Origin of the sequence: Desulfovibrio psychrotolerans, from assembly GCF_013340305.1 — a bacterium.
In the GTDB taxonomy this organism is placed as follows: Bacteria; Desulfobacterota; Desulfovibrionia; order Desulfovibrionales; family Desulfovibrionaceae; genus Halodesulfovibrio; species Halodesulfovibrio psychrotolerans.
On sequence record NZ_BLVP01000006.1, the window covers coordinates 156,017 to 179,270 of the forward strand.

At 61.5% G+C, this 23,254-nt stretch carries 16 protein-coding genes; 1 reads left to right on the top strand and 15 read right to left on the bottom strand.

The genetic code is table 11. From position 1 onward, the window contains the following. Positions 1 to 191: 191 nt before the first annotated feature. From HUV26_RS05955 to HUV26_RS05980, 6 genes are all read right to left on the bottom strand, one after another. Complete coding sequence (locus HUV26_RS05955) at positions 192 to 1,553, bottom strand: cyclic 2,3-diphosphoglycerate synthase (protein WP_174409197.1); 1,362 nt, start codon at positions 1,551 to 1,553, stop codon at positions 192 to 194. Positions 1,554 to 1,651: 98 nt separating this feature from the next. Continuing rightward, positions 1,652 to 6,229, bottom strand: coding sequence for an AAA family ATPase (locus HUV26_RS05960; RefSeq protein WP_174409198.1), 4,578 nt, complete (start codon positions 6,227 to 6,229; stop codon positions 1,652 to 1,654). Continuing rightward, positions 6,229 to 7,944 carry a metallophosphoesterase family protein gene (locus HUV26_RS05965; protein WP_243451287.1) on the bottom strand — a complete coding sequence of 572 codons (1,716 nt, stop codon included), beginning with the start codon at positions 7,942 to 7,944 and terminating at the stop codon, positions 6,229 to 6,231. The genes HUV26_RS05960 and HUV26_RS05965 overlap by 1 nt, the downstream gene beginning before the upstream one ends. Before the next feature lie 478 nt (positions 7,945 to 8,422). Beyond that, positions 8,423 to 8,866 carry a DUF3568 family protein gene (locus tag HUV26_RS05970; RefSeq protein ID WP_174409199.1) on the bottom strand — a complete coding sequence of 148 codons (444 nt, stop codon included), beginning with the start codon at positions 8,864 to 8,866 and terminating at the stop codon, positions 8,423 to 8,425. Between the two features lie 131 nt (positions 8,867 to 8,997). Continuing rightward, positions 8,998 to 10,371 carry an RluA family pseudouridine synthase gene (locus HUV26_RS05975; protein ID WP_174409200.1) on the bottom strand — a complete coding sequence of 458 codons (1,374 nt, stop codon included), beginning with the start codon at positions 10,369 to 10,371 and terminating at the stop codon, positions 8,998 to 9,000. A gap of 134 nt (positions 10,372 to 10,505) precedes the next feature. After that, entirely contained in the window at positions 10,506 to 12,173 is a 1,668-nt protein-coding gene (locus HUV26_RS05980; RefSeq protein WP_174409201.1) for an FG-GAP repeat domain-containing protein, read from the bottom strand. Between the two features lie 257 nt (positions 12,174 to 12,430). Between HUV26_RS05980 and HUV26_RS05985 the strand changes: the two genes are divergently transcribed. Continuing rightward, a complete protein-coding gene (locus HUV26_RS05985) occupies positions 12,431 to 13,666 on the top strand; it encodes an NOL1/NOP2/SUN domain family protein (RefSeq protein WP_174409247.1) in 1,236 nt (411 codons plus the stop codon). Positions 13,667 to 13,851: 185 nt separating this feature from the next. Here HUV26_RS05985 and HUV26_RS05990 read toward each other — a convergent pair whose 3' ends face one another. From HUV26_RS05990 to HUV26_RS06030, 9 genes are all read right to left on the bottom strand, one after another. Beyond that, the gene (locus tag HUV26_RS05990; protein WP_174409202.1) at positions 13,852 to 14,436 is read right to left on the bottom strand and encodes a DUF2087 domain-containing protein; all 585 of its coding nucleotides are present in this window, start codon (positions 14,434 to 14,436) and stop codon (positions 13,852 to 13,854) included. A gap of 278 nt (positions 14,437 to 14,714) precedes the next feature. Further along, the gene (locus HUV26_RS05995; RefSeq protein ID WP_174409203.1) at positions 14,715 to 15,014 is read right to left on the bottom strand and encodes a metal-sensitive transcriptional regulator; all 300 of its coding nucleotides are present in this window, start codon (positions 15,012 to 15,014) and stop codon (positions 14,715 to 14,717) included. A gap of 124 nt (positions 15,015 to 15,138) precedes the next feature. Further along, on the bottom strand, positions 15,139 to 16,407 hold the full coding sequence (locus tag HUV26_RS06000) for a type 2 periplasmic-binding domain-containing protein (protein ID WP_174409204.1): 1,269 nt from the start codon (positions 16,405 to 16,407) through the stop codon (positions 15,139 to 15,141). A gap of 189 nt (positions 16,408 to 16,596) precedes the next feature. Then, positions 16,597 to 16,908 carry an addiction module antidote protein gene (locus HUV26_RS06005; RefSeq protein ID WP_174409205.1) on the bottom strand — a complete coding sequence of 104 codons (312 nt, stop codon included), beginning with the start codon at positions 16,906 to 16,908 and terminating at the stop codon, positions 16,597 to 16,599. After that, positions 16,901 to 17,254 carry a type II toxin-antitoxin system RelE/ParE family toxin gene (locus tag HUV26_RS06010; protein WP_243451288.1) on the bottom strand — a complete coding sequence of 118 codons (354 nt, stop codon included), beginning with the start codon at positions 17,252 to 17,254 and terminating at the stop codon, positions 16,901 to 16,903. The genes HUV26_RS06005 and HUV26_RS06010 overlap by 8 nt, the downstream gene beginning before the upstream one ends. Positions 17,255 to 17,340: 86 nt before the next feature. Next, entirely contained in the window at positions 17,341 to 18,369 is a 1,029-nt protein-coding gene (cydB, locus tag HUV26_RS06015) for a cytochrome d ubiquinol oxidase subunit II (RefSeq protein ID WP_174409206.1), read from the bottom strand. A gap of 39 nt (positions 18,370 to 18,408) precedes the next feature. Continuing rightward, positions 18,409 to 19,713 carry a cytochrome ubiquinol oxidase subunit I gene (locus tag HUV26_RS06020; protein ID WP_174409207.1) on the bottom strand — a complete coding sequence of 435 codons (1,305 nt, stop codon included), beginning with the start codon at positions 19,711 to 19,713 and terminating at the stop codon, positions 18,409 to 18,411. Positions 19,714 to 20,405: 692 nt separating this feature from the next. Further along, positions 20,406 to 22,451, bottom strand: coding sequence for a ribonucleoside triphosphate reductase (locus HUV26_RS06025; protein ID WP_174409208.1), 2,046 nt, complete (start codon positions 22,449 to 22,451; stop codon positions 20,406 to 20,408). Next, on the bottom strand, positions 22,351 to 23,067 hold the full coding sequence (locus tag HUV26_RS06030; protein ID WP_174409209.1) for an anaerobic ribonucleoside-triphosphate reductase activating protein: 717 nt from the start codon (positions 23,065 to 23,067) through the stop codon (positions 22,351 to 22,353). Before HUV26_RS06030 ends, HUV26_RS06025 begins: the two co-directional genes overlap by 101 nt. Positions 23,068 to 23,254: the final 187 nt, after the last annotated feature.

Here is a 23,254-nt window from a genome sequence, read left to right on the forward strand (position 1 = left end):
GGACATGATTGTGCGCCCGGTCAACAGGGCAATCATAACGCCTGCATTCAAAAAAGGAAGAAGGCACCGTAAAGTGCCTTAGCAACCACAAAACAACCCGCCTTCACCCAATGCCCACCATCTAGCCTTCGCCGTATGGCAGCCGTCTCAGGCCGTTCTGACACCTTGCCCGCCGCGCCCCATGCGGCACATTATCTGCCCATCATCACCCCCGCCTGCTCAAGGCGGGCAAACAGGGCCTTCTCCAGCGTGGTTCCCGGTGTATCCAGCCCGCAGTCCTGCCCGGCCCGGCAGTCCTGATACGCATACTGCACGCGCACACAGGGCACATGCATACGGATGAGCCGCTCAAGGCGTATGGGCGTCCCTAGAAGAATCACATCGCAGGGCACCGCACGTATGCTGGCTTCCAGATCGGCAAGCTGCCTGCCGGAATATCCCATGGCGGGCAGGCACCACCCGATATGCGGATATGCCGCAAAGGTGGCGGCTATGCTGCCCTGCGCATAAGGGCGCGGGTCCACCACCTGCGCCCCGTGCTGCAACGCAGCCACCTGCGCCGCGCCGTAGGCCATCTCCCCGTGGGTCAGGGTGGGGCCGTCTTCCACCAGCAGCACCCGCCTGCCCTTCAGTTCCTGCGGATTCTCCACACTCACCACGGACTGCGCCAGCACCAGCTCTGCGCCGGGGGCACATTCCCGCACCGAATCCGCCACTCGCGCCACGGCAGAAGGCAATGCCCCGTTCACCTTGTTGATGACGGCAATATCCGCCATGCGCAGGTTCGTCTCTCCGGGGTGGTAACTGCGCTCATGCCCCGCCCGCAGCGGGTCCAACACCGTGATATGCACCGTGGGGCGGATAAAAGGCGTGTCGTTGTTGCCTCCGTCCCACACCAGCACATCGGCCTCCGCTTCCGCGGCCTTGAGGATGCGCCCGTAGTCCACTCCCGCGAACACGGTCAGCCCCTGCTCAATATGCCGCTCGTACTCCTCGCGCTCTTCAATGGTGCAGTCAGCGGCGTCCATGTCCTCAAAGCTGGCAAACCGCTGCACCGCCTGCCGCTCCAGATCGCCATAGGGCATGGGATGCCGGATAACGGCAGGATTCAGCCCCCGTTCGCGCAGCAGTGCGCACACATGCCGGGTAACGGGCGACTTTCCGCACCCCGTGCGCACGGCACACACGGCCACCACAGGCTTTTCGGCCCGCAGCATGGTCCGTTCCGGGGCAAGCAGCAGAAAATCCGCGCCGCAGGCATTCACCAGCGAGGCGCGGTGCATCACCGTCTCGTGGGAAACATCACTGTAAGAAAAGATCACCGTATCCGCCCCGTACTTGCGGATAAGAGCGGGCAGCCGTTCCTCCGCCACCACGGGAATGCCTTCGGGATACCCCTCCCCGGCAAGCGCGGCGGGATAGCAGCGGCCGTCTATGTCCGGTATCTGCGCGGCGGTAAAAGCCACCACGCGATACTCGGGCCTGTCGCGGAACAGCATGTTGAAATTATGAAAATCGCGTCCCGCCGCTCCCATGATGATAACCGTGCGCATGTGTCTCTCCTGCGTTGCTGCCCGCCTGGTCGTAGGCCGTTCTCATCGGGTGGATTCGGAACACAGGCAACTCTGCGGTCCGCTCCGCCTTTTTCCGGCTACCCTGCCTGAAACGTGCCGTCCGCCACCCGGTACACCGCCGCATCCGGCACGGCCCTGCACAGGGTTTCCGCCGCCTGCGGGTGGCACGTGAAGTACAGAATCTGGTTGTGCCGCGCCAGTTCCCCCAATGCCTCTGCGGTCCGCGCCGCGCGTCCGGGGTCAAAGTTGACCAGAATATCATCCATGACCACGGGCAGCGGTTCGCCCTGCGCCGAATGACTCAGAATATACCCCAGCCGCAGCGAAAGAAACAACTGCTCCTGCGTTCCCCGGCTCAACTGTTTCTGCTCCCGCACCTCACCGCCCGCCGTAACCGCACGGATGGCGCTGTCATCCAGACTGGCATGCAGCCCGGAATACGCCCCGCCGGTAATGGTGCGGAAGAACCCGCTGGCATGGCGGATAACACCGGGCTGCTGTTCCGCCTCAAAATTCCTCTTGGCTTCCAGAACAAGATGCCGGGCAAGGGCCAGCCGCGCCCACTGGCGGCTGAGCACGCGGATATCTTCACGCACCGCCTGTTCACGCCCCCGCAGTTCCGCCATCTTTCCGGCGGAGACAAGCCCCTCCAGCCTCGCGGAAAGATCGCTCACCTGCTGCCGCAACCCGTTCTCGCGGGCCTCGTCCTCTTCCATCTGTGCCGCCAGTTCCGCCACACGGGCTTCCATATCCTCACGCCGCACAGCAGCCAGTCGCCGCGCCAGCCCGTCAAGCCCGCTGACGCCCTCACCCGCAACCTGCGCCCCCGCGCCCTCTCCACGGGCAGCATCCGGCTGTACGGGTAACAGCCCCAATGCCATACCAGACGCCACACCAGTTGCCGAGCCTGATGCGGAACCTGATGCGGAACCTGACGCAGAACCTGGCGCTGAGCCTGCCGCCACACCAGCTACCACACCGGATGCCGGGCCTATCAACGTCCCGGCCAGTACAGAAGATGGTACAGGCGATGTTAGAGGCGATGTTACAGCCGACTGCACAAGGCCCTGCACAGCGCTTTCCAGCGTAGCCCGCAGGGGAATGTACTCCTGAACAATCTGCTGCCGCCGCGCATAGGCTGCCCCCCGCAGCCGGAACAATTCCTCGGCCTGCGCAAGAGTCGCCGCACCTTCCAGGCCTTCAGGACCGTGCGGTTCTTCCGAACCTTGCGAACCTTGCGAACCTTCAGAGCCTTCAGCCCATTGGCCCGCCCTGTGCCCGCCGTACCCGTCCTGCGGCGTAAAGGCCGCGCCGCCCAGTGCCAGAAGCTCCAGCCTGCGCTCCTCCAGAACGGCACACTGCGCGGCAAGCCCCTGCTCGGCCTCCTGCGCTCCGGGCAGTTCCCGCCGCAGGGTCGCCTCCTCCGCCTGTGCCGTGCGCGCCGCCACCAGTGCCTGTACCAGCGCATCCACCCCGGCAAGCCGCTCGTCATGCCCTGCCGCACCACGGCTCTCCGCGCCACCGGGCAGCAGGACCAGCAAATCTTCCAGTCTCTTCCGAAAATCTTCCACCCCGGCCTCAAGGGCCGCAGCCTTGCCATGCAGGGCATCCAGCGCGTCCAACTGCGCCACGCAGCCGGATATGGTCTCCAGCGCGGCCTGCGCCGTGGCCGGGCTCAAGGTTTCCGCAAGCCCCCTTCCGGCCAGCCATCCGCGCCACTCCCGCTCCACATCCGCACACGCGGCAGCAGCAGCCCGGCAGCGCTTCCGGGCCTCTTCCAGCGCCTGTTCCCGGCGCGCCAGCAGTGTGCCGCGTTCCCGCAGGGCTTCTTCCGCACGGGCCCGCTCCTTTTCAGACTCGCGCGCAGCCCTGGCCGCATCCAGCACCCGCACCGTCTCCCGCAGCACGTCCGCATCCGTCATGCCGTCTCCGGCCCCTTCCTGCCCCATCTCCGCCAGCAGCGTCCGTGCCATGGCAACGTATGCTCCCACGGTCTCATGCAGTCCCGCCAGCTCTTCCGCCTGCATGTCCAGCGTGTGCAGCCGTGCGCGAATACCCTCCACCCGGTCAAAAATAGAAAGCGCCGCCTCAGGCGTGGTGGTTGCAGGCAGCGCAAGCTCCCGGGCGCGCACGGCCCATGCCTGACGGGCAAGGTCGCGCTCGTTGCGGGCAGCATCCACGGCACGCGCGGCTGCCTCTGCCTGCTCCTGTGCGCGAACCGCTTCGGCCTCGATCTCCGCTATGCCCCGCTCCACCTGTTCACGCGCATGCACCTCGTCCCGCAGCAGATCAATCTCTATCTCGGCCAGCTCCAGCGCGGCGTCATCAGGTAAATCGTCACGCAAATCGTCATACATATCGCCAGTCATATTGCCCGACATGCGGCCCTGTATACTGTCAGCCACTTCGCCGTACGCCTCATCCGCAACACTTCCGGCCGCGAATCCTGCGGGCCCTGCGGCCCTTGCGACACCATTGCCCCGCGCGGTACCCCGCATTCCGCTCCCTATTCCGGCCTGCACCGCCAGCGCCAGAGCCTGCTCGACCAGCCTTCCGGCCTCTGCCCGCAACTGTACCAGCCGCTCCTCAGGCGCCACGCCCCGGACCGCCCCAACTCCGCCTGCGCGCTCTGCCGGGCCTGTATCCATTGCCTGACCAGATCGTCCAAATTGCTCAATTCGCCCGGACCGCCATATGACCGCGCCGGATGCCGCACCAAGCACACAGGCCATCAGCAGCCCATACCCCATGGTCATCATGCCTTGGCCGCCGTTCCAGTCAGGCCACCACGCGGGTGCGGAAAGCAGAATCCCGCCCGCAATACCGCAAAGCGCAGCCGCCCCCATCACCACGGCAAACAACGCCTTTATGCCGCCCCTGCCCCCGGCTGCCGCCAGCTTCATGGCCTCTTCTGCGGCCTGCATACCGGCAAGCGTCTGCCGCACTCCTTCCAGCTTACGCAACACAGGCCGCAGGGCGCGCAATGCGTCCTTCCGCTCCTTCATGGCCTGCCGCGTCACTCCCCGCGTAAAGCGGTTCAATTCTGCCCGGCGCACCTCCAGCCGCTCCCGCAGCGGCGCAACACGCCCGGCGGCCAGCTTGCGCGCGGCTTCGGCATCGCGCAATTCCTGCTCTGCCCCGGCAAGGTTTCTTCCTGCCCACGCCACAGACTCTCTGGCGGAAAACGAGGTATCCAGCGCGCGGATATGCCCCCGCCGCCAATCCGGAACCAGTCCCGCAATGTCCGCGTCCAGTTCCCTTCCGGCAGCGGAATGGGCCTGTTCCCGGCGCGGCATCTCTTCCCACAACGTCTGCACATGTTCCCGGCGTGCCGCCAGCGTTTCCAGCAAGGCCTCTTCTCCCACGGGCCGCCCGCCTCCCAGCCGCTGCACCAGCGCCGCAGCTTCCGCATGCGCGGCATGGGCTTCCGCCGCATCGCGCTCGCACACCTGCAAGGCTTCTCCCGCCGCAGCCTCTCCCGCCGCAGCCTCTGTCATGCGCTGCCCGAACTGCGCTATACGCTCCCGGGTGAACACCGAACGGTCAAACCCGCGTATACGTTCCGCGTCCCACCCCGCGCCCAATTCCTCTCCGGCGCGGCGCACCTCTGCCCGGCGGGCTGCCTCTTCACGCCGCAAATCCGATAACTGTTCGACAAGTTCCCGATACCGCCCCTTTTCCCCGGCCAGCGCATCAATCTCCGCCTGCCGCCCCAGCAACGGCCTGTGGCGTTCCATCTCCAGTGCCTCGGAAGCCGCCATCAGGCGTTGCACCCGGCTCCGCGCCGTCTCATATTCGCGCATCCGCTCATCCAGCTGCCCGCGCAGGCTTTCCAGACGCTCCACGCCCTCATTCGGAAAGCTATCGACAACTGGCGAAATGGCGGCAAGCTCGCCTTCCAGTGCCCGCATGCGCTCCAGCTGCTCCCACAGGGCAAGCTGGCGCTCCATGGCGTTCCGCTCTGCCTGCCGTCTGCCGCGTTCGGTCCGCAGCCGTGTCAGTTCCGCCTGAACCGCCTCCCGCTGTGCCGATGCCTCCTCGTATGCGGCAAGCGCGCTGCCCCCCGCCCGCAGTTCCGCCTGAACAGCCTCCAGTTCCTTCAGCTTCAGGTTCAGGGGCTGTTTCTGCCCGCGTTCCAGAAACAACGTGTCCATGGCTTTAGTCATGCCGCCCAGCACCTGTCCCACGGGTCTGGTCCCGGCACCGAAGCTGGCACCGTACAACGAGTGTCCTTTCTTGCTATCTTCCTGCTCTCCGAAACTAAGCAATTCGGAAAGAGAAAACCCGTACACGGAGCGATACACCTCCCGGGTCGTGCCTCCCAGCAGGGTGTCCAGCAACGCACTGTCCAGCCGCTCGCCGTCCGGACGCAGCAGCACGGGCGTTCCCCCGCGCACACCGGGTCGCCGTTCCAGCCGCAGGGTGCCGTGCCTGCGTGTTTCCAGCAGCAGGCTGCCGCCGGGGTCACCTCCCCGCAGCGGGGGGTACAGGGCATCCTTCACAAACCCATAGAGCATGCCCCGGAAAAAGCCCAGACAGGTGGATTTTCCCGCCTCGTTGTCACCGAGAAACACCGTCACACCGTCCGGCAGTCCGCTCACGTTCTGGTCAGCGAAAACTCCGAACCCGCCAATGCCGAAGGTCCGTATAATCATTACTCAACCTCCAGCATATCCATGCACAGCAGTTCCGCCTCTTCCAGCAACGCCGCCATCTCCGCCGCATCGGGCGGCTCCACCACCTTGCGCAGCCGTGCCTTGCCGAACAGGGCTTCCAGCGCAGGCTGGGCTGCCTCCATCTCCGGCTCTCCGCGCAGGGACGCCGCTACCCGCAGGGCTTCCCCCAGCAAGTCAGACCGGCGGCGCAGTGCCTCCATATCGTGTGCCGGACGACAGGCAAGCTCCATATCCTTAATCCAGACAAAAGGACGCTCTTGCGCCCACGTCTCCCGCAGGCGTTCCAGCAACGTGTCCACAGCACCGGGCTTGCGCAGGATGCCGTCCAGCACGCCGCGTCCCGTCAGGCGCAGGCGCAGCACCACGCCCTCTACCTCCGGCGCGGGCATGCGTTCACCGTCCGCACCACGCAGCCACGGTAATCCCGCAGGAGCCTCCATCCTTGAAATATCCGCCTGCCCTTCTCCCCCGTCCGCTCCCTCCCAATCCTCTCCGGCATGCCGGCAGCGATCCGCTGCGGCTGCCACAATTCCGTTCAGGGCGTTGTCCAGCGCATCCTCTGTCTCAAACCCGGCAATATCCACCACTTCCGTCACCCACACCACAGGCGCAAGCTGCTGATACGCAAGGGAAACCGCTCCATCCCGGCTCACCTCCGCCACCACGCAGCCATGTGCCCCCCCTTCATTTATGTGCAGTCCCTGCGGGCTGCCGGGGTAGACCACATACGGGCTGCGGCTGACCACCTGCGGCTCATGGATATGCCCGAGCGCCCAGTAATCAAGGCCGGATTCCCGCAACTCCCGCATGGTTGCAGGAGCATACAGGTCCGATGTCGCCACGGCGTCCAGCGTACAGTGCAGCACCCCTATCTGAAAGGCGTCATGCAGCGAGCGAGAAAATTTCCGGGCCAGCGAACGGCGTTCCTTGTCCGTCCAGTGGCTCACGCCGTGCACCACGGCGGCAGGGGCATCGGGCGGGGATATGGCGAAGAATTCCGGCGTATCAGCCCTGAACACGGTCACGTTGTCCGGCAGGCGGATGGAGGCGGACTGCCTGGACAGCGGGTCGTGGTTGCCATGGGCGATAAACACGGGCACCCCTGCCGTTGCAAGCCGCGCACACCCGTCCCGCAGTGCAAGGCGGGCCTTCAGGCTGCCTTCCTCAAAATTATGGATATCGCCCGCCAGCAGCACAAAGTCCGGACGCAGGGCGCAGCCCAGGTCCACCAGACGCGAAAAGGCCGTGAATGTGGCCCTGCTCAGCACCGTGCGCACAGCCTCGGGCACTTCGGATGAAAGCCCTCTGAATGCGGCATCCAAGTGCAGGTCTGCCGCATGGATGAACCGCAGCGGCCGGTCCTTCTGCGAAGATGCGCTCAAGGCTCCGCCGGAAGCCGCCAGCCCGCCATATATGCCGGATGTGCCAGATATGTCGGATATGCCGGATATGTCGGATATGCCGGATATGTCGGACATGTCGGATATGCCAGAATCGTGGACCGCAGCAGCCTCAACGGCACCCTCGACAGCAGACACCACCGCAGGCACCGCGGCAGGCATCATGTCGGGCACAATGGCAGACTCAACATCAAGCGCACTCCCATACTCGGAAGGGGTGCCCGGAGCACGTGCGGCACTCTGTTCGGGGCCTGTTCGGGAGTCGTTGTTGTCCCCCGGAGATGATGCGTTCATAAGGGTTTTTCATAGGCTGAAGGGTTGTCATAAGGGCGGCAGCCACGCAGACCGGGCCTTCCGGCCAGACCATACGGCCAAGACCAAACGACCGGGCCATACGACTAGACCAGTCGGCCACGCGGGCAGCAGACGCACCCTAGCACAAACCGCCACCGACTTGAATGGGCAAAAGCCCACCACTCCTACGTGCGGAGACAACGCCTATGAAACGCCGGATAAGAAGGCTCCGCGACAACGCGAAAATGGAGGGAGGGAGGGAGGGAGGGAGGGAGGGCAAGCCCGCGCAGGAACGGATAAAGCCGAATGAACCAGATACGCCGGATGGGGCCAAGTCAGACCGAATGAGGCCAGATGAGGCCAGAGAAGGCCAGAGAAGATCGGGCGAGACCAATAAAATCGGATACAATCAGATGGGATCGGACAGAGACCGGATGCGGCCCGGTGCGGCCGGACAAGGCTGGGTGCGGAAAACGGATCAGGACTCCGGAGTAACGACCATGCCCGTGTGCAGGTTGCGGGCAATAATCTGATGGATGGCGTCCGCCACAGCCATGGCCGTGGCCTGATCCTGCTGGAACACGTTCTTGCCCGCCTCCACCCGGACCCGCGTCACCGTGTCCGTGATGCGGTGCAGTTCCACGGTAACGGGGTACTCCGCTGTCTTGGCGTGGAACACATCGCCTTCCTTCACGCCCTCCACATTATCCAGGCCAATGGACATTTCGTGCAGGGCTGCATGGGTGGCCCGGTACACGCACCAGTAAGGCTGCACGTATGAGCGTTCCACCACTTCTTCCATGGTGCTTTTCGCAGTGGTCACGCCGGCCGCGGCAATCCCCACAGCGGCCACAACGCAGCCGGACTGCAACGGCATAAGCCCCAGCAGCAGAATGCACAGCAGGCGTTTCATCCATGGCATAAGCTAAAACCGGGCTCCCGTATCAGCAATTACCGCCGTACCTTCATGCCCCGGTCCCCATTCCGCAAACATGACGTACCTGCCGCGTAAAACGCGGTCCTGTTCCAGTGTGGGTGACGATAGCAACACACTCAATATCCGTCAATGGGATGCCCGGCAGGAGCCCGGCGTAATTCCGGCGGAAAGACAGAACGCGCAAAATCGTGCAGCAATGCCGCATCCACCGCATAAGGCGGCGTCCATTCCGGCAGGCAAAAGAATGTTTCGGTCATGCCCTGCTCTGCGGATTCAGCATGTTCCACGGCCCCTGCTATCAGGCCGGACGTGCCCGCGCACAACGCGTCAAGGGTAGCAATTGGGGCAACAATTGGAGCAACAATTGGCGCAACGGCAGGCACAACGGCAGGTACAACAGGCACAGCAGCCACAACGGGCAAACCCGATGCGCCAGACTCTACAGACGCTACAGGCACGTCAGGCATAACAGGCATAGCAGGCATAGCAGGCAGTGCCAAATGCCACGCATGCAGCAACATACCCTGCGCACAGGCCGGGCCGCCGTATTTTCGGTCCCCCACAATGGGGTGCCCCTGTCCGGCAAGCTGCACCCGTATCTGGTGCGTTCTGCCGGTGTGCAGCCACACGGCCACCAAAGAATAATCCTTTCCCGGCTGCACGGAATACACCGTGCAGGCGGCCTCCCTGCCCTGATCCGGGCCCTGATCCGTGCCCTGTTCCGTACCCTGTTCCGTGCCCGCAACCCTGACCACGCGCTCACCGCTCCCGGTATCCCGTTTGTCCAGCCGGTCTTCCAGCCGCACAGGCTGGCCTGACCGCCACGTTCCGCGCACCCACGCAAGATACACCTTGCGCAGCCCGCCTCCCTGCCGGAAAAGATCGTGCAGTGCCCGCAGCCGCCAGTATTCCGTGGCCACCAGCAACAGGCCGGAGGTATCCTTGTCCAGCCGGTGCGCGGGGGTGGGCATAAACGGCGCACCGGCAAAACACCGCGCCAGCCGGACGGTAACGGCATCCGCATGCCCCGTCCCCGGCTGCACCGGCAGTCCGGCAGGCTTGCGCAGCACCAGCAGTCCGGGAGCGCTTCCCGCCAGTTGCAGCCCTGCCTGTGCAAGGCATGCGGTCGCATTGTCCGGGTTCAGTCCTTCGCCCATCCCGCAGGGCACGGGGGAAAAGGGCGAAACGCTGGACGCTGGAGCAACAGGAAAACCTGCTCCACCGGAAACAAATGCGGCATCAGGTGTTCCGGATATTCCGGGCGGACTGAACGTACAAGGCGCAACATCACACGGCGGCACACGCACCACATCTCCGGCAGCCAACCTGTCGTACGCTTTGGCACGCCCCTTGTTCACACGCACCTGCCCGGTGCGCAGCCAGCGCATAATAGCAGACTGCGGCATGCCGCCCAGCCTGCGTTGCAGAAACTGCAGCAGCTTTTGCCCTGCCTCTTCCGGCGTAACCGTTATGTGCCGAACCGTTCCCATATCCTGTTCCCCAGACGGGCACTCCCGTACCATGCATCACCTGAAACGATACATGCAAAAGCCCGGTGAAGTGGGCTGTGCTCGCTTCACCGGGCCGGTTTTCCGGATGCAAAACCGCGTGTACGCGGCCCGCCCTATTCCTCGTCGCTGTATTCCCGGTGCGCTTCAGTTGCTCCGGTCTGCGAAAGGTCCAGCGGGAAGGCAAGCAGCATGGTCTTGCGCTGCTTGAACCCTACGTTGCCGGGATGGGTGTTTATGCACACCACAAGGTCCTTGATACCATCGTTGTTCAGGTCCTTGATGTCATAGCCCACAACACTGCCCTTAATGCGGCGGGTCTTCCACTGCAGACCCATCCCCACGCCGTCCCAGTAGAGAGAGTGTATCTCTCCCTGCGGGTAGAAGCGGTAGTTGTCAAAGAACTGCGCCGCGACAGAGATGGGCTTGTTCACAATAATCTCGTGCCGCCCTTCCTTGTCCAGGTCCACCGTCAGCATGGGCATGGGTATGTAGTACTTGGAACCCATCAGGTAAGAATCCTTGCCAAAGGAACCGAACGATTGGTCCTGCACAAGCCCGATGGTAGCACCGGAGTAACTCTCAGATGTTTCCGCCAGCCGTGCCAGCTTTTCAGAGAACACGCGCAGACGCTCGCCTGAAGGTTCCACCATGATAAGCTTGGCGTCTTCGCTTTTGCTCGGGGGCAGCCACGCAAAGTTGTACACGTTGGCACCGGGGGGCAGGGTAACTCTGCGACCCTTTTCATACGTGCCGCCCATGGGCATCATTTCGTGCACGGGTTCGCGCCACATGTCGTTCCCGCGCGACGTTTCCTGCCCTATCAGCACGGGCATGTAGTCGGGGGGCATGCGCACCACGTTCAGAAGATACTTGATCTTGTCCGCCACCACGGTGAGCGCGTTGTTCTGGAAATTGAGGATAAAGGAATACGGAGCCTGCACCGTGTCCACGGCGCTGACCACTATCTCCATAATGCCGTCGCGGTTCAGGTCCACCGTACGCACGGTGAGCAGCGTAAAGCGCATGGGGGCGGAGTAGCTGGCAAGGGGCTCCAGCCTGCCGTTGGTAAAGGAGTACACCTGCACTTCACGCTCGGTGAGCAGAATCACTTCGTTCTTGCCGTTGCCGTTCAGGTCTTCCACCGCCATACCGTGGGCGGCTATGTTCAGGCTGTTGGAGCGCAGGCGGTTGCCTTCTTCAGAATCGCCCGCATAGCGGAACTGCGGGTTCAGGAATACCTGCTGGTCCTGCGTAAGCTGGTTCTGCTGAATCACGGGGTTCATCTGGTTCACCATGTTCGGCTGAGCCACTTCCGACGCCGCATCCGCACGCTTGAACACTTCACTGTTAATGGCTTCCGCAAGGTTGCGCAGGGTGGGTATCATCTGATCCACCTTGCTGCTGGCAGAACGCGGCCAGCTTGTGCCGTCGCTGCCTACCACATGCACGTCAACGGAACTTTCATCACCGATGATGGTGGTGGAACCGTATACGAGATAATCCACACCCACCTTCTGCAGCACGGTCGCTGCCTCTGCGGACGAGGTGGGCACTGCTATGCCTTCATATGCAGACTGGTCCACCGCCACGAAGTGGTCCTTCCAGTACAGCCGGGAGGTAAGCATCTGCGGAATGGCACGCTCAAGGTGCTTGTACGATGCCGGACCATTAACCTGAAAGGGAAGCACCGCAAAAGTTTTTGCCCCGTCAGCCAGGGCCGAAACAACGCCCGCCGCCAGCAGCAGGCAGGTCAGGACTGCCGTACGCACGAAAACTCGCATACCGTCTCCTTGAAAATAATGGGTAAAACGGCTTTTATAGCCGGAAAGCTCATATCCAGATGCCATCCATAATACCTCTTGCCCGTTCAGGCAACCATGAGGTACAGCCGCACGACCCTGAAAACAGGCAAAAAAGCACGAGGAACCGCACCGTGACCGCACAGAAACGCCACCGCAAACCTGCCGCATCTCCCCGGAGCGGAAACACCGCCCCGCCGCAACCGGCCCGTTCGTTCCGCCTGGTGTGCGATGCGGCCATGCGCCCGCTGGTGGAAGACCTGCTCCGCGCACAGGGCTACGACTTCGTACCGGAACCTTTTTCCCCGTGGTGCCGCAGGCTGGTACACGAGCCCAAGCCGCTGGGCTCCAGTCTGGCAGCCTTTTTCGGCCTCATCTACATTCAGGACCGCTCCTCCATGCTGCCGCCCCTTGCGCTCAACCCCGCCCCCGGAAGCGCCGTGCTGGACATGTGCGCCAGCCCCGGCAGCAAGACCGGCTTTCTGGGCCAGCTGGTAGGGCCGCAGGGCTTTGTCATGGGTAACGAGCCAAACCACACCCGCCTTGCCACCCTGCGCCAGAATCTTTTTACCCTCAACCTGCTGCATACAGCCACCTGCTCATACGGCGGCGAGGCATTGCCCCTGCCCTCCGGCATGTGGAACCAGATTCAGCTCGACCCGCCATGCAGCGGATGGGGCACCGTAGAACGCCACCCGGACGTGCTCAAGCTGTGGCAGGGCGACAAGGTCAAACCGCTGGTGGGCATCCAGCGCAAGCTGCTGGAAGAAGCCGCCCGCCTGCTGGCTCCCGGCGGCAGGGTGGTTTTTTCCACCTGCACCACCAACGTGCAGGAAAACGAAGAACAGGTGCTCTGGGCACAGGAAACGCTGGGACTGGAGACCGCCCCCATCGCCCCGTTCGCAGGCTTCACCTTTGAGGAACCGTATCTGCCCGGCTGCGAAGGAACCCTCCGGGTAGACCCGCAGGCATCCAATGCGCAGGGCTTCTTCATCGCCGCCTTCCGCAAGCCGCAGTCCGCTCCCGTGCCGGAACCCGGCACCGATTGTGAGCCGGGGCTTGCGGCAGACATCCTGCCCCGCCACCATCTCGCCATGGCGGGTTTCGACCCGGAACGGCTGCCGGAAGGCGAAATCGCCGTGGTGAACGAGCAGGCCATCTTTTTGCAGCGGTTCGCGCTGGACCATTTTCCCAAAAGCTTCCGCTGGCGCGGCTTTCCGCTGGGCAAGGCAGCGGGCGGAGAGGTGCGCCCCTCGCCGCGCCTGCGCACCCTCATGCCCGACTATGCAGACGGCAGCCACGGCACCCCCTGCAACGGCATAAACATGGACGACCCCGCCCCTGTGCAGGCCCTGCTCACCGGGCAGAGCCTTGCCGTGGACACGCAGGAAAAGGAACTGGGCCTCTACTTCCGCGGCCTTCCTCTGGGCAGGCTGCGCGTGAAGGGCAAGCGGGCGCTGTGGTCGGAGAAGTAGGAAGCGGCAAGAATGGCAACGGCAGCGGCCTGAAGAAGGGCATCGCAGCCCTGCCGGTACCGCATGCAGCGCAACAGACCAAAATCATACACCGGGCCGGACCGTTCCGCCCGACCCGGTGTTTTTATGCAACTCCCCGCATCACAACCGCCCCCTCAGCACTGCGGTCCCTGCGGGCATTCCGTTCAATGCAGCCGGCGGATAAGAAGCAGTGCCGCTGCGGGCGGACAACTCTCCCGGCGCACATAGCGCCGCCCGTCCGCCGTCCGGCTTACAAGCCCCCGGTCCACAAGTTCACGCCGCAGCAGAGCATGGTCTCCGAACAAATGCAGGTCATTCAGGCGCTCGTTCACCTCCCGCTCGGAAATACCTACCCCTGAAGGCAGCCGCGACCAGAGCACCCACAGGCACAGGGCCTGCTGGCTGAACTTTTTTGGCCAGCGCACAAGCGCCCTCTTGTCATCAAAATAGCGGCCAAGGCGTTCCACCCGCCGGACCTCTTCAGGATGCATCGCTTCCTGCTCAGCAGCCGCGCAGAGTGCGCCCTTCAATTCCTCTGCCGCCGGACCATCCGTACTTCCGGCAGGCACCGCAGCAGCCTGTCCCGCTGCGCGGAAGTGCTGGAAATTGCGATAGCCCCCCGCTCTGGCAAGCAGGTTCAGCATCTCAACATGGCTTGGAGGCTGGCTCCGCCCGTCCATCTGGCGGCGCAGACTACGGGCAAAACCGGAGATATCGCCCACGGAAAAGGGCAATCGTTCTTTGGACATGACTTATCCTCGCTCACGCGCCTACCGTATAAGGGACTGTCTGTGGTCGCCGTCTTCTGACTCGGCACGGGATAAGATGTCGGTAGAATGAAAACAAAGGCAGGTTTAGCTCCCCTCGCGGGGCGGCGACGCCTGGGAGTGCTGCCGTCCGGTATCGGAAATACCGCAAGCCGGAAATGTTGGCAACACCTTGCCACATGGCAGGCAACAAAAAACGGCCCGCAATCCTGCGGGCCGTTTTTGAACGCGGTGGAGGAATATTTCCGCCTGCGCGCCTGTCAGTCATCCACGTACTGTGCCAGCACATCGATAACCTTTTCAAAGGGTTCGCTGTCACCTTCCGACACACCTTTCAGCGCATCCATGTGGCATCGCAGAATATAGCGGCGCAGAATAAGCTTGCTGGCCGATTGCAGCGCGGAACGGGCGGCGCGTACCTGCACGAGAATATCCTCGCACTCCTTGCCTTCCTCAATCATGCGCTGAATGCCGCGAATCTGCCCCTCTATCCGTTTAAGCCGCTTCTGCACGTTCTGCTTTACGGCTTCCTGTTCCTTATTCATTTCGGCTTCTTTCATACACGCTCCCTGCAAAGGCATCCCAAGATGCCGGATAGCAACGCGGCTACCCTGCAACACTTTGCAAAAAGCTGCAACTCATACCCCCAAGGCAGGAAATCCCCCTTCCTTGCGCCTTCGCAGGCTACTGACTGATCTGCCTGCGCACGCCCTCATGCTGCATAATGCCGCGGCGCGGCAATACGGGCATGGTGCCGTTCAGATAGGGCATTACCTGTTCATAAATACGGTCCCTGTTTTCCGGGACATACAGATTGGGATAGTTGGTTCCGCCCGGCGAGGTCATGGCGGCGAGGATGCGCCGGTAATAGATGTCTGCCTGCAACTCCGGCAGATCGAATATGCCCAGCCGCGCCGGAGCCAGATACCGGGGCACGGGCACCCCGCCCCGGCTGCCGCCGGAGAATATGATGTCACGGTAGGTGGCGTCCTGCATCATAAAGGCATAGAACTTCTCTGCCGCCGCAGCGGTGGCGGTATCCATATCCTTACGCGCAATGTAGGCATCGCCCAGAAGCACGTTACGGTTCACCCTGCCCACTGGCAGCGGAGAAACATACCACTCCTTGGAAATAGCCCCGTACTGCGCCATGTACCACATGCTTTCAGAAAATCCCTGCAACGCAGCATACTCGCCGCGCACCGTACGCTCGAAAATGGGGGAAAAATCGTTGTAGTACGTGCCGTCCACGCAGGGGTTGGCACCGTTTTCATCACACAGGGCAGTCGCTACGGAAAGCGTACCCACCGCGCCGCTGTCAATGGCACCGGTTATGGCGGGTTGCAGGTCATCCGTGCCGGGGCGATTTTCGCCCCACGCCTGCGTGTAGTAGAGCACCAGGTAGGAATTGCCCGCGTAGTTGCCCGCAAGCCATGGCCCCTGCGGCTTTATTTCGCGGATACGGCGGTACATATCCTCCACGCCCTGCGATCCGGCAAGCTGCGCATCCCGCGTGATGAGAAAGTTGCCGCACAGCCAGTGCGGCACCCCGTAGCGCACGCCGTTCACGGTGGTCGCCTGCACGATAAGCGGATGCCAGTCCGTCATGCTGAACGTCTGCGGACGCAGAATCCCCGCCAGAGCCAGATCCCCCATCATAATGGTGTCCGACTCCACAATGTGCACGCCATCCCTGCCGGTATCCGCAGTAAGCACCTTGGCAAGGTAGCCCAGATCATACACATCCGACACATCCGCCCGCACCAGCACCAGATCAATATCCGGATGCTGCGCCTCAAAGCCCGTTTCCACAATGGCGAGCATGGTGTCAAAATCGCCGGGAATGTCCGGATACGGAATAACGCGCAGCACGGTGCGCTGGTTCTGCGCCGCGCATCCCGCCGATGCGGAAAACACCACGGCGGCAACCGCCAGAAGAACGGCAGATGCCACGTATCGGCAACACCGCGGAAGAAGACCGGAAGACATGCGCATGGAACCCCCTTGGGCAAGCTTACATATTGTTGCGTATACCATACCCTGTAGAGCAGGCTGCGGCAAGCAGGAACCACCCTGCGCAGGCCAGATCAGACCAGATAGGGCCGGACCGAGCCGTATCGGGCCGTATCGGGCCGGATCGCGTCAGATATGACACTCCCGCCGTTTGGCCGTTACCGCCAGCCGCAACCCCATAGCGCCCAGAATGGCCTGAAAGCTCCGGAGTTCAGGGTTCCCCGCAGGCGAGAGCGTACGGTAGATAGTCTTCGGGTTCAGATGCGCCGCCTCGGCCACCTCTTTCATGCCAAAGGCCTCGGCAATGCGGCGTAACGCCACCATCAATTCTTCCTGTGTGCCGTCTTCCAGTACGGCGTTCAGATATTCGGCGGCAAACTCGGGGTCGTCCCTGAAGCTGCGCACCGTTGCCTCCTCGTGGGAAACATGCGGCTTATTCATGGGGCACCTCCTTTATACGGCGCAGGTAATCGGCCTTGTATTCCAGAGACATCGTTATGTCCTTTTCCTGACTGGCCTTGTCTCCGCCGCAGAGCAATACAACAAGCTTGGTTCCATGCAGAAAATAATACACCCGATAGCCCGGCCCATGGTCAATGCGCAATTCGCACACGCCGCCCCGGCAGGATTTATAATCACCGAAATTCCCCTCCGCAACACGGTCCAGACGGCGCAAAATGGCCACCCGTGCGCGTACGTCCCGAAGTTTGTCAACCCAGCTCTGGTAAGGGTCAACGCCCTCTTCCGTGATGTAGTGCACTATCTCCATGACAAGAAAGTAGCCCAAAAGCTACCAATGTCAACCCCGGCCTTGTAAACAAAACAGGGCCGCCCCTGCGGACGGCCCTGTAGAATCACAACGGACGGAAAGGGTTAGTATGCCTCGTCGGAGGCAAGGTCCTTATCCGTAATCTTGAAGGAGAACACCCGGTACACCCATGCCTGATAGCCTATGACCACAGGCACAAAGGTCAGGGCAACGCCCAGCATGATCTTCAGGGTCAGCGTGCTGGAGGCCGCGTTGTAGATGGTAACGGAGTAGATGCTGTCAATGGAGGAAGGCAGCAGGGCCGGATACATGCCCACCACGCCGAACAGGGTGCAGCTGAAGATGGTTACGGCACTGCACGCCCACGCCATGGGCGCGGAATCGCACCCGATGAACATGCGTGTGGTAAACAGTCCCACCACAGCCAGCAGCAGAATAATCAGCAGCGGCGGAATGGCGAGGTAGTTGGCATACAGGTTGGTGTATACGGCGGTAGCCGCCAGAAACGCCAGGGTGGCTGCAAGGAAGTAGGGCCATATGCCGGAAGCGGCACGCATGGCCTTTTCGTGTATTCTGCCGGTAGACTTCACGCCAAGCCACAGGGCACCGTGCAGGGAAAACATAAGAACAAACAGCACGCCGCCAAGCAGCCCGTAGGGGTTCAGCAGCTTGATGAGGCTGCCGTGGTACACGCCATCGCCGTCCACGGGAATCCCCTGGAAGAGGTTGGCAAAGGCCACGCCCAGCAGCAGCGCGGGAAGAAAGCTCCCCAAAAACAGGAACGTGTCCCACACCTTGCGCCATGCATCGGAATCAATCTTGTTGCGGAATTCAAAGCTCGCCGCACGGAAGATAAGCCCGAAGAGCAGCAGGAACAGCGGCGCATACAACGCACTGAACATCACGGCATACGCCTTGGGGAAGGCGGCAAAGGTCACGCCGCCTGCGGTGATAAGCCACACCTCGTTGCCGTCCCAGAACGGAGCGGCCGAATTGTATATGGTGCGCTTTTCCTGCTCGCCTTCCGCAAGGAAAGGCATAATCGTCCCCAAGCCCAGATCAAACCCGTCCAGCACAAAGTAGACGGCCCAGAGTATACCCCAGATGACAAACCATGTGGTTTCCAGAAACATATGTGTAACCCTCTGTCGTAAAGGTTCCTGACCAATGCCCTAAGCCTTCTTTGGTCCCTTCAGGGCGAACTTGCGCAGCAGGTAGATGTCCAGCAGCCCAAGCCCGGAATAGACCACAATAAAGGCTATGATGGAAACCATCACCGAAGAGGCGTCCACGGGGGAAACCGCATCGGTCGTGCGCATCATGCCGTAGACAATCCACGGCTGCCTTCCCACCTCCGCCACGGTCCAGCCCAGCATAATGGCCACGTACGGCAGCGGAATGTTATACATAAGTGCCCGCAACAGCCACGGTTTTTCCTGAATCCGCTTGCGCCACAGCCACGCAGCCCCCGCCAGAAGCGGGAAGAGCGTGCCCAGCGCCACCATGACACGGAAGCTGGCAAAGGTTATGAGCACGGGCGGGCGGTCTTCCTTGGGAAAGTCCAGCAGTCCCTTCACTTCCGCATTGGGGTCGTTGAAAGCCAGAATGGACAGCACGCTGGGAATGCCCAGTGCCTGCACGGCGTTGCCTTCGTTCTTTTCATCCGGCAGCACCAGCAGGTACATGGGGGCGTTGGTCCGGGTTTCCCAGTGCGATTCCATGGCGGCGAGCTTGGCAGGCTGCAGTTCGGCAACCACGTTGCCCTGATGATGCCCGCTAATGGCAACCACTATGGAACAGACAAGCGCGGTAACCGTGCCGTACTTGAACGACTTGTTAAAAAATTCCTCTTCATTCTTGCGCAGCAGGTGCCATGCGGAAACGCCCATGACAAAGAACCCTGCGAGCATCCACGATGCGATGACCGTATGCGGATACTGTCCCAGCGAATAGGGGTTGAACAGAACCTCAAAAAAGTTCTCCAGTTCTGCCCGTCCGTTGCGGATCACATAGCCCACCGGATTCTGCATGAACCCGTTGGCAACAATGATGAACAGGGCCGACAGGTTGGAAGCTATGGCCACCATCCATATGGCGAACAGGTGCACCCGCTTGGAAACCTTTTCCCACCCGAACCACCACACCGCAAGGAATGTGGATTCAAGGAAAAAGGCCGCCGTCGCCTCAATGGCAAGCAGCGAGCCGAAGATATCGCCCACGTATTCCGAGTAGCGCGACCAGTTGGTCCCGAACTGGAACTCCAGCGTTATGCCGGTGACCACGCCCAGGGTGAAGTTGATAATGAACAACTTGCCCCAGAACTTGACCATGCGTTTGTACATCTCGTTTCCGGTACGCACGTACATGGTTTCCATCACCGCCAGCATGACAGAAAGCCCCAGCGTCAGCGGGACGAAGATGAAATGGAAAAATACGGTTATGGCGAACTGCAACCGTGACAACAGAACAACATCCATAATGTTCCCCCTTTCAGAGAAGGACTCCGGCGGTAACGCGCACTGCCGGTCTAAAAGGATTAGTGTGCTATATCCCGTCCCGGTGTGGCCGCCGGGTCGTGTGCCATGAACAAAGAATAGTTACCAATACCGAATCTGCCTCATTATGCAAGCAAAAATTTGTGACGCCACAAGCGGTTACATGCAACCTTCACTGCAAAAAAGTTTTGCGGCACTCCTGCTGCTCCTTTTCCGGCACGCGGCGGGCACTGCCCGGCGCAGGACAGCCAACCGCAGGCGTCTCTGACGACTAGCCGCCCTTTAGCACATATTCATGTATAATGTCAGCATGATTTCCGCAGGCGGGCCATGTTGGCAACATGTTGCCTGCATGTTGCCAACGTGTCGCCAGCATGCCCATGCCACGGCGGCGGCAATGCGGCGGTTCTGTAAGGTCTGCGCGAAACCGCAACGCCCGGGGAACCTGCTCCGCAACGGGCGTAATCGGTCCAACCGCCTGCAGGCATCTTTACTCGGACAACCCATAGCCGGCATGTCCGCAAGCTTTCCCAGACAAACATCTCCGGCCAAATATATCCCGACAGGTATATCAGGCAGACATGCCGGGCAGACATATCAGGCAGGCAGTTGCGCAAAAAAACAGGCGGGCACGGCTTCCGCCGCACCCGCCCGGTTATCCGCAAAACGTCGCGTTACATGCCGTTGTAGCACACGCGGTCGTCATATTCCATCTGCTTGCCCTTGTTCCACTGGGAAACAGGCCGGTAATACCCCACAATGCGCGTATACACCTCTGCCTCGCCGCCGCAGGTGGGGCAATTCTGATGCTCACCCTGCAGATACCCATGGTCCTTGCATATGGAAAAGGTGGGCGTAATGGAAATGTACGGCATCTTGGTCTTGGAAAACGCCTTTACAATGAACTTCTTCAGCGCCTTATGGTCCGCCACCGACTCGCCCAGATAGGTATGGAACACGGTGCCGCCGGTGTACAGGGGCTGCAGCTTGTCCTGATGCTCCAGGGCAAAGAACACGTCATTGGTCGTGCCCACGGGCAGCGCGGTGGAGTTGGTGTAATAGGGCGTGCCGTTACCGGAGGCCTTGATGTCCTCGTACAGCTTCTTGTCTATGCGTGCCAGCCGGTAGCTGGTGCCTTCTGCGGGCGTGGCTTCCAGATTGTACAGGTTGCCCGTTTCTTCCTGATAGCGCGATGTCAGCCCGCGCAGATGGTGCAGCATCCGCTGCATGAGCCGGATGCCGGACTCGGTCTCAATGCCCTTGCCCAGCAGGTTCAGGCAGGCTTCATGCCCGCCCACCAGCCCGATGGTGGAAAAATGCGCCTTGAAGCCGTTCTTGAGATACCGCGCAGACCACGGGAACATGCCCCGGTCCAGATTCTCCTGAATCAGCTTGCGTTTGAACTCCAGCGATTCCTTGGCCAGTTCCGCATATTCGCTCACCAGATCAAGGAAGTCCTCTTCCCCTTCGGAAAGATAGGCCAGCTTGGGCAGGTTCAGCGTCACCACGCCTATGGAGCCGGTAAGGTCGCCCGCACCGAACAGTCCGCCCGTTTTCTTGCGCAGCTCCCGCAGGTCCATCTGCAGGCGGCAGCACATGGAACGCACGTCTTCCGGGTTAAGGTCGGAATTGATGAAGTTCTGGAAATACGGCACCCCGTACTTGGCGGTAAGCTGCATAAGCAGGTCGCCTATCTCCGAATCCCACGGAAAATCCTTGGTCACGTTGTACGTGGGAATGGGGAAGGAGAAAATGCGCCTGTCGTGGTCGCCCGCCAGCATCACTTCAAGGAAGGCCTTGTTGATCATGGCCATTTCCTCTCCGTACTCGCCGTACGTGCTCTCCTGATATTTGCCGCCTATGATCACGGGTTCATTGGCAATATGCTTGGGAGCCACAAGGTCCAGCGTCAGGTTGGTAAACGGGCTCTGCCCGCCCCAGCGTGAGGTGGTGTTCAGGTTGAAGATGAACTTCTGCATGGCCTGACGCACCTGCTTGTAGCTCAGCTTGTCATGCCGCACAAAGGGCGCAAGGTAGGTGTCCACGTTATTGAACGCCTGCGCCCCTGCCCACTCGTTCTGGAGCGTGCCCAAAAAGTTCACCATCTGGCCCAGCGCGGTGTCCATATGGCGCGCCGGACCGGCACTGGAGCGTCCCTCCAGATTGAACCCTTCCAGCAGCAGGTCGCGCAGGCTCCAGCCCGCACAGTATCCCGCAAGGCCGAAGGAAAGATCGTGGATGTGAAAATACCCGTGCTCGTGCGCCTGCCGTATCTCGACAGGGTACTTCTCCAGCGCGTACTTGGCCTGCAGCGTGCCGGAAAGATGCAGCATGAGCCCCTGGAACGAATGCGTCATGTTGGCGTTTTCGCTGACACGCCAATCCGCCTTGTCCAGATAGTTATTTATGGTTTCCTTGATATCGAGGTAGGCCGCGCTCTGTTCGCGCAACTGCCTGCGCTGTTCGCGGTAGATGATGTAGCGCTTTGCCACATGGTACAGGCGCGACTCCATGAGCACCTGTTCCACCGTGTCCTGCACGGATTCCTGCGCGGCAATGTCCACATCCGCCAGCTTCAGTTCCACCTTCCGCGCCATGCGGCGCGCCAGCAGGGGGTCTTTAATGCCGCTGGCTTTCAGGGCCTTCAGAATGGCTTGGGATATCCGCTCCAAAGACCACGTTTCCAGGCATCCGTCCCGCTTCAGTATCTGCTTCGGCATGGGCTCTCCTCGGGGGCACAAAGTTCTGAATCTTCAGGGCAAAGCCTTGGGGAAGATAGCTTCCGGCCTCCTCCACGTCCGCGATGTCAAGGGCCGGAACATGGGTCAGCCGGAAGAGAAAGGCCTGGGGCTGCGCAGCAGCAAGCTCAAATATGCGGCCAAGGTTGCGCTCCGCCTCGTCCGGCGAGGTGGTGCCCCCGGAAAGCTGCGGATACTTGCGGTACGGTCCCTTCACATCCACGGCAAACAGGTCCACCAGCCGTTCGGCAAGCAGTGCCTCCACCACGTCGGGGCGCATACCGTTTGTGTCCAGCTTCACGGGCATGTCCAGCACCAGCAGGTCGCGGACAAGCTGCACCAGACCGGGAACGGTGGTGGCTTCTCCGCCGGTTATGACCACGCCGTCAATCCACCGCGCCCGCGCCTTGAGATAGCTCTCAATATGCCGGCGGGGGACGACGGGCATGGTGTGCGGATTCCACGCAAGGGAGTAGTTATGGCAGGTGGGGCAGCGCATGTTGCACCCCCCAAGAAAAATGACGCTGGAGCTCATGCCGGGCCAGTCACACAGGCTCACCCGCTCGAAACCGTGAATTCTATCCCACGCAGAGTGCACGCAAAACGTCCTTGAAGCGCTGTGGGAGCAGGCCTTCAAAAGAAGGAAATCGACCGGCTTCAGTCGACATCACCCACACAACCAGCAGCTTTGATTGAAGAAATAAAAATCGAGAAAATCTCTTGCAAAACTTTAAACTTGCTTTGACCACTCGAAATGGACTCTAGCCAATGGTCGGTTTTTTGTA

Excerpts from the sequence above, each read along its gene's own strand:
- HUV26_RS05970 (WP_174409199.1), bottom strand. The coding sequence starts at position 8,866 with ATGCCATGGATGAAACGCCTGCTGTGCATTCTGCTGCTGGGGCTTATG.
- HUV26_RS05965 (WP_243451287.1), bottom strand. The coding sequence starts at position 7,944 with ATGAACGCATCATCTCCGGGGGACAACAACGACTCCCGAACAGGCCCC.
- HUV26_RS05960 (WP_174409198.1), bottom strand. The coding sequence starts at position 6,229 with ATGATTATACGGACCTTCGGCATTGGCGGGTTCGGAGTTTTCGCTGAC.
- HUV26_RS05980 (WP_174409201.1), bottom strand. The coding sequence starts at position 12,173 with ATGCGAGTTTTCGTGCGTACGGCAGTCCTGACCTGCCTGCTGCTGGCG.
- HUV26_RS05995 (WP_174409203.1), bottom strand. The coding sequence starts at position 15,014 with ATGAAAGAAGCCGAAATGAATAAGGAACAGGAAGCCGTAAAGCAGAAC.
- HUV26_RS05975 (WP_174409200.1), bottom strand. The coding sequence starts at position 10,371 with ATGGGAACGGTTCGGCACATAACGGTTACGCCGGAAGAGGCAGGGCAA.
- cydB (WP_174409206.1), bottom strand. The coding sequence starts at position 18,369 with ATGTTTCTGGAAACCACATGGTTTGTCATCTGGGGTATACTCTGGGCC.
- HUV26_RS05990 (WP_174409202.1), bottom strand. The coding sequence starts at position 14,436 with ATGTCCAAAGAACGATTGCCCTTTTCCGTGGGCGATATCTCCGGTTTT.
- HUV26_RS06005 (WP_174409205.1), bottom strand. The coding sequence starts at position 16,908 with ATGAATAAGCCGCATGTTTCCCACGAGGAGGCAACGGTGCGCAGCTTC.
- HUV26_RS06025 (WP_174409208.1), bottom strand. The coding sequence starts at position 22,451 with ATGCCGAAGCAGATACTGAAGCGGGACGGATGCCTGGAAACGTGGTCT.
- HUV26_RS05985 (WP_174409247.1), top strand. The coding sequence starts at position 12,431 with ATGCGCCCGCTGGTGGAAGACCTGCTCCGCGCACAGGGCTACGACTTC.
- HUV26_RS06020 (WP_174409207.1), bottom strand. The coding sequence starts at position 19,713 with ATGGATGTTGTTCTGTTGTCACGGTTGCAGTTCGCCATAACCGTATTT.
- HUV26_RS05955 (WP_174409197.1), bottom strand. The coding sequence starts at position 1,553 with ATGCGCACGGTTATCATCATGGGAGCGGCGGGACGCGATTTTCATAAT.